This window comes from Methylobacterium trifolii (assembly GCF_022179685.1).
Taxonomy (GTDB): domain Bacteria; phylum Pseudomonadota; class Alphaproteobacteria; order Rhizobiales; family Beijerinckiaceae; genus Methylobacterium; species Methylobacterium trifolii.
In genome coordinates this window covers 1-7,276 of sequence record NZ_BPRB01000294.1, presented here as the reverse complement: position 1 = coordinate 7,276, position 7,276 = coordinate 1, and the positions used below count along the sequence as shown (strand labels likewise).

General features: G+C 72.0%; 6 protein-coding genes. 2 read left to right on the top strand and 4 right to left on the bottom strand.

Annotation, left to right across the window (positions count from 1 at the left end; all coding sequences use genetic code 11):
• Positions 1-99: 99 nt before the first annotated feature.
• The 4 genes from COGEMETH_RS22290 to COGEMETH_RS22275 all read right to left on the bottom strand — a co-directional run bounded on the left by COGEMETH_RS22290 (position 100) and on the right by COGEMETH_RS22275 (position 3,758).
• Positions 100-672 carry a Uma2 family endonuclease gene (locus COGEMETH_RS22290; RefSeq protein WP_238184887.1) on the bottom strand — a complete coding sequence of 191 codons (573 nt, stop codon included), beginning with the start codon at positions 670-672 and terminating at the stop codon, positions 100-102.
• Positions 673-727: 55 nt separating this feature from the next.
• Positions 728-1,585, bottom strand: coding sequence for a formyltransferase family protein (locus COGEMETH_RS22285; protein ID WP_238184885.1), 858 nt, complete (start codon positions 1,583-1,585; stop codon positions 728-730).
• Positions 1,585-2,352 carry an SDR family NAD(P)-dependent oxidoreductase gene (locus COGEMETH_RS22280; protein ID WP_238184883.1) on the bottom strand — a complete coding sequence of 256 codons (768 nt, stop codon included), beginning with the start codon at positions 2,350-2,352 and terminating at the stop codon, positions 1,585-1,587. Before COGEMETH_RS22280 ends, COGEMETH_RS22285 begins: the two co-directional genes overlap by 1 nt.
• 98 nt (positions 2,353-2,450) lie before the next feature.
• Positions 2,451-3,758: a capsule polysaccharide biogenesis protein gene (locus tag COGEMETH_RS22275; RefSeq protein WP_238184881.1), complete on the bottom strand. Its 1,308-nt coding sequence runs from the start codon at positions 3,756-3,758 to the stop codon at positions 2,451-2,453.
• Between the two features lie 313 nt (positions 3,759-4,071).
• Here COGEMETH_RS22275 and COGEMETH_RS22270 point away from each other — a divergent pair, with 313 nt between their 5' ends.
• Both COGEMETH_RS22270 and COGEMETH_RS22265 read left to right on the top strand, forming a co-directional pair.
• Positions 4,072-5,562 (top strand): capsular polysaccharide export protein, LipB/KpsS family, encoded by a 1,491-nt coding sequence (locus COGEMETH_RS22270; protein ID WP_238184880.1) that lies wholly within the window; start codon positions 4,072-4,074, stop codon positions 5,560-5,562.
• Entirely contained in the window at positions 5,559-7,052 is a 1,494-nt protein-coding gene (locus tag COGEMETH_RS22265) for an LTA synthase family protein (RefSeq protein WP_238184878.1), read from the top strand. Before COGEMETH_RS22270 ends, COGEMETH_RS22265 begins: the two co-directional genes overlap by 4 nt.
• The last annotated feature ends 224 nt before the right edge of the window (positions 7,053-7,276 follow it).

Sequence of the window (7,276 nt, the reverse complement as noted above, 5' to 3'; positions counted from 1 at the left end):
TGACGCGAGGCCCACCCTCGCCCGCAGCGGGGGGAGGGAAGATGTACTGCGGATTACTGGCCTTCCGGATGGGGACCATCTTCCGGACAGACCGGTGCCTCACTCCGCCAACAGCGTCTCCGCGTAGATCTCCGCGATCGTGAGCGTTGCGCCGATCGCCGTGAGTTCGATCGTGTCGCCCGCAGGATCGATGGCGAATCGGCCGTCTGCGGCGCGGCGGTAGGCAACGACCTCGCGCCGATCCTGCCGAACGACGACGTAATGCCGGATCGAGGTGATGGCCTCGTAGTCGTCCTGCTTGCGGGCCCGTCGAGCCCGCGTGTCGCTTCGCGACAGGACCTCGAAGACCACGATGGGGTCCGGGGTGATCGAGACGTCGTCCCGCTCCGCTTCCGGGGCGACGAGCACGTCGGGAGCCACCGTGCGGTTCCGCCCCGGCACCGGGACTTGGCTGGGACCGGCCGGGCGCCAGGGTGACTGGTGGCTCCGCCGATGGATTCGCAGTGCCAGCAGGATGTTGGTCTGTATCCAGTCGTGACGCCGGGTCGGCAGCGGATTCATCACGGGCGTCCCGTCATCGAGTTCCCAGCGCTCGCCCGTGGGCCGCTCCTCCAGGAAGGCCAGGAAGCCGTCCAGCGTCATGGACCGTTCGATGACGGCCGGGTCTGTCATCGCGGATCTCCCTGTCGGACGACCCGGCGATCCTATCACCGGACCGGTCCGGCGCTCAAAGCCGTCCCGACAGGCCGGCGGCCTCGCGCAGGTCGCGAAGATCCGTGAGCTTGAGCCCGCGGCGGCGCAGGTCGCGCAGCATCGCGCCGGTCGGGAACGGGCAATAGGGCAGCACCGGAACGCTGCGCCCGTCGGGGATGGCGCCGTCGCGCGCGATTCCATCGAGCAGGGCATCCAGCATCGTGCGCCCGTGGGCATGCAGCATCACCGAGGCGCGGGTCGCGGTGACGTCCAGGGGCAGGCTCACCGTCTCCTGCGCCAGGATCGCGCCGGTATCGATGGTCTCCGCCAGCCTGTGCAGGGTCATGCCGAAGGCGCCGGGCCCGTCCGCGAGCGCATGGATCGTCGGGGTCGGCCCACGGTGGCGCGGCAGCAGGCCGGGATGGGCGTTGATGCCCCCGAGCCGGGCCGCGGCGATGGTGCCGGCCGACAGGATCTGGTCGAAATGGTAGGTGAGGATCAGGTCCGGCGCGTGGACGCGCAGGGCCTGCGCCACCTCCGGCCCGTTCACGTCGTCCACCGTGAGGGTGGGGATGGCGAGCCGCGCGCAGAGGGTGGCGAGCGGCGTCGCCTCCGGCGCGTCGCGCGTGCCGCTGATCGCCTGCGTCAGGGGCGCGAGCGGCCGCAGCAGGTCCGGCAGGCCGAAATTGACCGCGAGATAGGGCAGGAAGGCCGGCCCCGAGCGCGTCAGGTGCTTGCGGACCTGCCCGACCAATCCACCGGTGGAGGGCCGTTCTGCGTTCGACAGCCCGACGACGGCGATCTCGCCGGCACGGTCGGCGATGAGCCGCCGCACGGTACGCGCGTTCGGCAGGGCCTCCAGGACGAAGAGGGCGATGCGGGGGCGGGTCATCAGCGGCGCGGCCGGTTGCGGAAGCGGAGCCCGTGCAGGCCGAGGCGGCGCACCGATTCGGGCACCAGCATCGCCCCCCGCGCCAGCGCCGCGATGAGGGCGGGGAAGGCGATCACCTCCCGGTCGCGCTCCAGGCCGCGCACGATGTGGGCGGCCGCCTGGTCGGCACTCATCTCCAGGGGGCGCCAGCCCTTGATGACGCCGCCCATCGGCGTCTTGACGTAGCCCGGCGTGACGATGCTGACCCGCACGCCCATCGGCTGCAGCTTGGCGCGCAGCGCCATGCCGTGGGCGAGGAGCGCCGCCTTGGTGCCGCTATACGCGGGCGCGTCGGGCAACGGCGCGTAGGCCGCCAGCGACGAGATGAGGGCGATCTGGCCGCTGCCGCGGGCCGCCATCAGGGTGACGCAGGGCAGGACGACGTTGAGGGTGCCCACGAGGTTGATGTCCACCGTCTCGAAGCCGGTCTCCTCGGTCTCCAGGCCGCCGGTCGGGTGGCCGCCGTTGACGCCGGCATTCGCGATGACGCGGTCGAGGGGCGTGTCCGCGTCGAGCCCGCGGAGCCAGGCGCGCACGCCGTCGCGGTCGCGCAGGTCGCGGGCCTCTGTCAGCACCTCGGCGCCGAGGGCCCGGCAGTCCTGGGCCACCGCCTCCAGGCGGCCGGCGTCGCGGGCATTGAGGACGAGGCGGGTGCCGGGCGCGGCGTAGCGCCGGGCGAGGGCCGCGCCGATGCCGCTCGACGCGCCGGTGATCAGGATGCAGGGCATGGGGCCGAGCGATACCCCGGCGGGGCGGGAGGGTACAGCCGGGATGTTCAGAGCAGGACCTTCCCTCCCCCCTTTGCGGGGGAGGGGACCGGGCGGAATCAATAAACCGGAGCCAGGCTTCCCTCGGCTTCCGCGCCCTCGCGGATTTCCCGCGCGGCGGCGACCATCGCGTCGGGCAGCGCCGCCTCCAGGCGCGGCACCGAGCCGGCCACCGCCCGCGCGATCGCGGACTTCGAGAAGAAGCCGCCGTTCACCTGGGTCCTGTGCAGCACCACCCGGCGGAAATCGGACATCAGGCCCATGTCCGGCGGGGTGGGCGCCGTCCAGAAGCCGTCGATGTCGCCCTGATGGGTCAGGCCCGGCATGTTGTAGATCGCGGTGCCGAGGGCGAAGGTCGGGCAGCCCGATTCCAGCGACAGCATGCCGACCGTGCTGTTGACGATCACCACGCCGCGTGCGCCCGCGATCAGGCTCGGCAGGTCGCCGCCGTCGATGAAGTCGAGGCGCTCGCTGACGCCGTGGCGGCGGGCCGAGGCACGGGCGAACTTGCGCCAGTTCATCAGGCCGCTGTCCAGGGGGTGCAGCTTCACCAGCAGGCGGGTGGGCGCCTTGGAGGTCTCGGCGAAGGACTTGATCACCCGGTCCATGAAGCCCTCGACCCCGAGGAAGGGGGAGTGCACCCGGATCTGGTAGTCGCTGTCGAGCTGGAGCGGCAGCAGGAAGTAGTCGCAGCCGACCGCGTTGTAGATCTCGCTACAGCGGGCGGCCTCGCGCCGGGTCCGGCCGCGGCTGGAGAATTTCTTGATCCAGCCCGCATATTCCATCGCGATATGCGTGGGGCGATGGCTGCGGAAATGGGGATAGATGTAGGGGAAGAAGACGTTTGCGAGGTTGTAGCCCACGTCCCAGACGCTGCGGCGGGCCATGTCGCCGGTCGAGGGCATCGCCCGGCCGGGCACGGGCAGGCGACGGGCCAGGGCCCGCACCTCGGCGGCCGTGCGGGGCAGGGTGGAGTGGCCGTTCACGCCGCCGAGTTCGCAGGTGATCCAGTTCGGGCGGATATAGCCCTCCTCGAACACGTGGACGCGCAGACCGTGGAGCTTGGCCACCTCGCGCGCGGTGGCGTGGAACGGCCGGCAATCCCCGAACAGGACGATGTCGGTGATGCCCTCGCGCGCGACGTAGGTATCGAGGTAGGCCTCCCAGCCGCCGCGGGCGCCGCGGAAGTTGTCGGAGGCGCCGCGCCAGAACAGCCAGTCGCCGGGGCAGAAGTTGATCCGCCGGACGCCGTGGCCCCGTGCCTTCAGCGCCCGCCCGAGATCGGAAAAGAACGGCGAGGCGATGCCCTGAAGGAACAGGAAGGTCGCGGTCGCGGGGCGGTGGGCGTCGGGGCGAGGCTGCAGCATTCCGAGGCGCTTTTCCTTGCACCAGGGCGCGAGACGGCCCAGGCCAACGGCTTCGTGAACGGGTCGCACGCTTCGGACCGAACCGGCAATCCGGGCGACCCGGTGGAAGCGTGATTTTTTCAGGTCGTGGCCGGGCCGCAACGTTCTGCGGCCAAGTCCCTCATGTCGGGTTAAGGTCGAAACGCGGCGACCATATGTCCGGGCCCGGGCCGGATCGATCCGCTGCTCCGGCATCCCCGCTTTCCACGGATCGCACCTCCTCCGGGCCTGAAAATGCGCTACAGGCGGGCCCGAGCGAGACATCGAACCAGCCATGCGTCCAAAACCTCCCCCGTCGCTCTTCGCGACCGGCCGGGCGATCCGACACCTCCGGGCCGAGATCGAGGCCGCCACCGGCAGCGGCTTCGGGCAGCCCCTTCGCGCCGATGCGGCCGCCGTCGTGTGGGGCTCTGGCGGCCCCGTGGCGCGGGCCCTGCGGCTGGCCCGCCGGCCGCTCGTCACGGTGGAGCCCGGCCCCCTCGTCAGCCCCTACGACAGCCCGGAGACGGGATTTGCCAGCCTGCGCATCCGGCAGGATTGCGGGGGGACGAGCGTCCACCACTTCGATCCCTGGACGCGCCGACCGATCCCCGAGGCGGAGTGCGCCGAGCGGGTGGCGTGGCTGCGGGCCCGCTTTGCCGAGAACGACCGCCGCGTCGTCTACGTCGGTATCTCGAAATGGAAGCGGCCGGCGCTGGACGTGTTCGGCGCGGGGCCCGCAGGTCCGGCGATCCACACCATGAATGCGGCCGACGCGGTGGCGGAAGGCCGCCGCCACGGCGGACGGGTGCTGGCCTGGGCGACGCGGGCGCCCGCGCAGCTGGAGGCGGCCTGCCTTGAGGCCTGCCTGCCGCTCTCGCGGATCGAGGACGGCTTCCTGCGCTCGGTCGGTCTCGGGGCGAGCCTCCAGCCCGGCGCCTCGATCGTGGTGGACGATGCCGGGATCTATTACGACCCGCGCCGGGAGAGCCAGCTCGCCCGCATCCTGGCCGGGTCTCCCTTCCCGCCCGACCTCGTGGCGCGCGCGGCGGCCCTCCGGGAGGCGATCGTGTCGCGCCGACTGAGCAAGTACAACGTCGGGCTCGATGCGGGCGAAGCCGACTGGCCGGCTTCCCGGCGCATCGTCCTGGTGCCGGGCCAGGTCGAGGACGACGCCTCGGTGAAGTACGGCTCGCCCCAGGTGCGCTCGAACCGTGGCCTGCTGGCCGCCGCCCGCGCCCGCAACCCGGACGCTTTCCTGCTCTACAAGCCCCACCCCGACGTGGAGGCGGGGTTTCGCCCCGGTGCGATCCCCGAGATGGAGGCCCTGCGCCTGGCCGACCGGATCGTCTCCGGCATCAGCATCGTCGATCTCCTCGACCGGGTGCACCACGTCGAGACCATGACCTCGCTCGCGGGCTTCGAGGCCCTGATCCGCGGGCTCACGGTGGCGACGCACGGGCGCCCGTTCTATTCCGGCTGGGGCCTGTGCGAGGACCTCGCCCCGGGCGCCGACCGGGGCCGGCGGCTGGCGCTGGACGAGCTCGTGGCCGGGACGCTGATTCTGTATCCGCGCTACCTCGATCCCGTGGCGATGAAGCCCTGCACGCCGGAGCGGCTCCTCGACCGGCTGAGCGAAGCCCGCGCGGCCGCCCCCCGCACGGCCCTCTCCCTCAGCCGGGCGGCGCTGCTGGGGATGCGGGCCCGCTACGCGCTACTCAACCCGGTCGTACGGGCCTTGCGCAGCCGGCGCGGCGTCGGCGGGAAACCACGGCAGGATTCATGAGCTTCCTGGTTCCGTTCGGCCTCGCGCTTGGCTCGTGCCTCGCGATCGAGGTTTTTGCGGGCGATACGCGCGCGCCCTTCGGGCGACGGCTGCCCGACCTCCTGCTGCGGCTTTCGGCCTACGCCCTGCTCCTGCTGTTCTGGTTCGTGTTCTCGTGGCGGCCGTGGTTGGCCGCCTCCACTTGCGTCGTCACCGTGGCGGCCCTGGTCTTTATCAGCCGGGCCAAGCGCGCGGTGATCGGTGAGCCCCTGGTGTTCAGCGATTTCGCCCTGCTACCGCAGGTGCCGCGTCACCCGCAGCTCTACTACATCCCGCCGGTCACGGATTTGCGCATCGCCGGTCCGGTGATCGGGACCGTGCTCGGCACGGCGCTCTGGTACTGGCTGGAGTCGAGCCTGCTGCCGGATCAGCCCTCGGAGCGGCTCGCCGCGCTGCTGGCCCTGCCGGCTGGCCTGTTCGCGCTCTGGTTCGCGGCCGGGCACCGTCCGCTCTCGGGCTGGATCGCGCGCCGCTTCCCCCGTCCCGACCTCGACTCGGACATCGCCCGCGGCGGCCTGCCCGCCTGCCTGCTGGCCTACGCCCTGCGCTGGGGGGCCGAGCGCCGGGCGCCGGTGCCCGCGCCGGCCACGGTCGAACCGCAGGCGCCGGGCGACGGGGTGGTCATCCTCGTCCAGCTCGAATCCTTCGTCGACCCCGAGCGCCTCGGCGGCCCGCACCTGCCGCTGATGGACCTGATCCGGGCCCGCGCCGTGCAGTACGGCCGCCTGCGGGTCCCGGCGCACGGGGCCTACACCATGCGCAGCGAGCACGCCGTCCTCACCGGGCGCGGGCCCGAATCCCTCGGATTCGGCGTCTACGATCCCTATCTCGCCACGGGGGGCCGCGAGCCCACGAGCCTCGCCCGGATCGCGCGGGCGAACGGCTACGAGACCCGCTTCGTGCACCCCTTCCATCGCGACTTCTTCCAGCGGGCGCGGGTGATGGAGGCGCTGGGCTTCCAGCGTCTCGTCATGGGCGAGGACTTCACGGAGGCCGCCCGCGTCGGCCCCTATGTCGGCGACGTGGCCCTGGGGCAGCGCGTCCTGGCCGAGGTGCGGCAGCGGGGCGGGCCGCTGTTCCTGTTCTGCGTCACCATGGAGAACCACGGCCCCTGGAAGCCGGGGCGCCTGCCCGGCATCGACGATCCCCTGGCCCAGTACCTCCACCACGTCGTCGGGACGGGCCGGATGGTCGAGGACCTCGTGGCCGCCCTCGACGGGGAGAGCGTCACCCTCTGCGTCTTCGGCGACCACGCCCCGGCCCTGCCCACCTGCAAGCCGGGCTTCGGCGGCACCCGCACCGACTACGCCCTGTTCCGCCTCGGCCGTCAGGGCGATGCGCCGCGCAGGGCGGACCTCAGCGCCCACGCCCTCGGGCGTCTCCTCAGGGACACGGTGGCGGCCGAACCGGCTGTTGCGGGGAGCTCAAGCGTGACCATGCCACGGTGGTGACGTATTGGGGCGCGATGGGCTTTCGTGCCCGCCACCGGCAGCCGGCGCGTTCGCAAGCTTGAGCGAGCGTTAAACCGATCTCAGCGATTGGCGGGCAACAATCAGGTGCCAGACCGGCGGCCGAACCCGGCCGAAGGTCGGGATGGAGTTGTCTGGAATGGTGCGTATCACGGCGCTCACGGCGCTGATCGCCTGTCTCACCGGCGGCTGTTCGGTCCTGCCTG

Coding starts and splice junctions, on each gene's coding strand:
- COGEMETH_RS22290 (WP_238184887.1), bottom strand. CDS start 672: ATGACAGACCCGGCCGTCATCGAACGGTCCATGACGCTGGACGGCTTC.
- COGEMETH_RS22285 (WP_238184885.1), bottom strand. CDS start 1,585: ATGACCCGCCCCCGCATCGCCCTCTTCGTCCTGGAGGCCCTGCCGAAC.
- COGEMETH_RS22280 (WP_238184883.1), bottom strand. CDS start 2,352: ATGCCCTGCATCCTGATCACCGGCGCGTCGAGCGGCATCGGCGCGGCC.
- COGEMETH_RS22275 (WP_238184881.1), bottom strand. CDS start 3,758: ATGCTGCAGCCTCGCCCCGACGCCCACCGCCCCGCGACCGCGACCTTC.
- COGEMETH_RS22270 (WP_238184880.1), top strand. CDS start 4,072: ATGCGTCCAAAACCTCCCCCGTCGCTCTTCGCGACCGGCCGGGCGATC.
- COGEMETH_RS22265 (WP_238184878.1), top strand. CDS start 5,559: ATGAGCTTCCTGGTTCCGTTCGGCCTCGCGCTTGGCTCGTGCCTCGCG.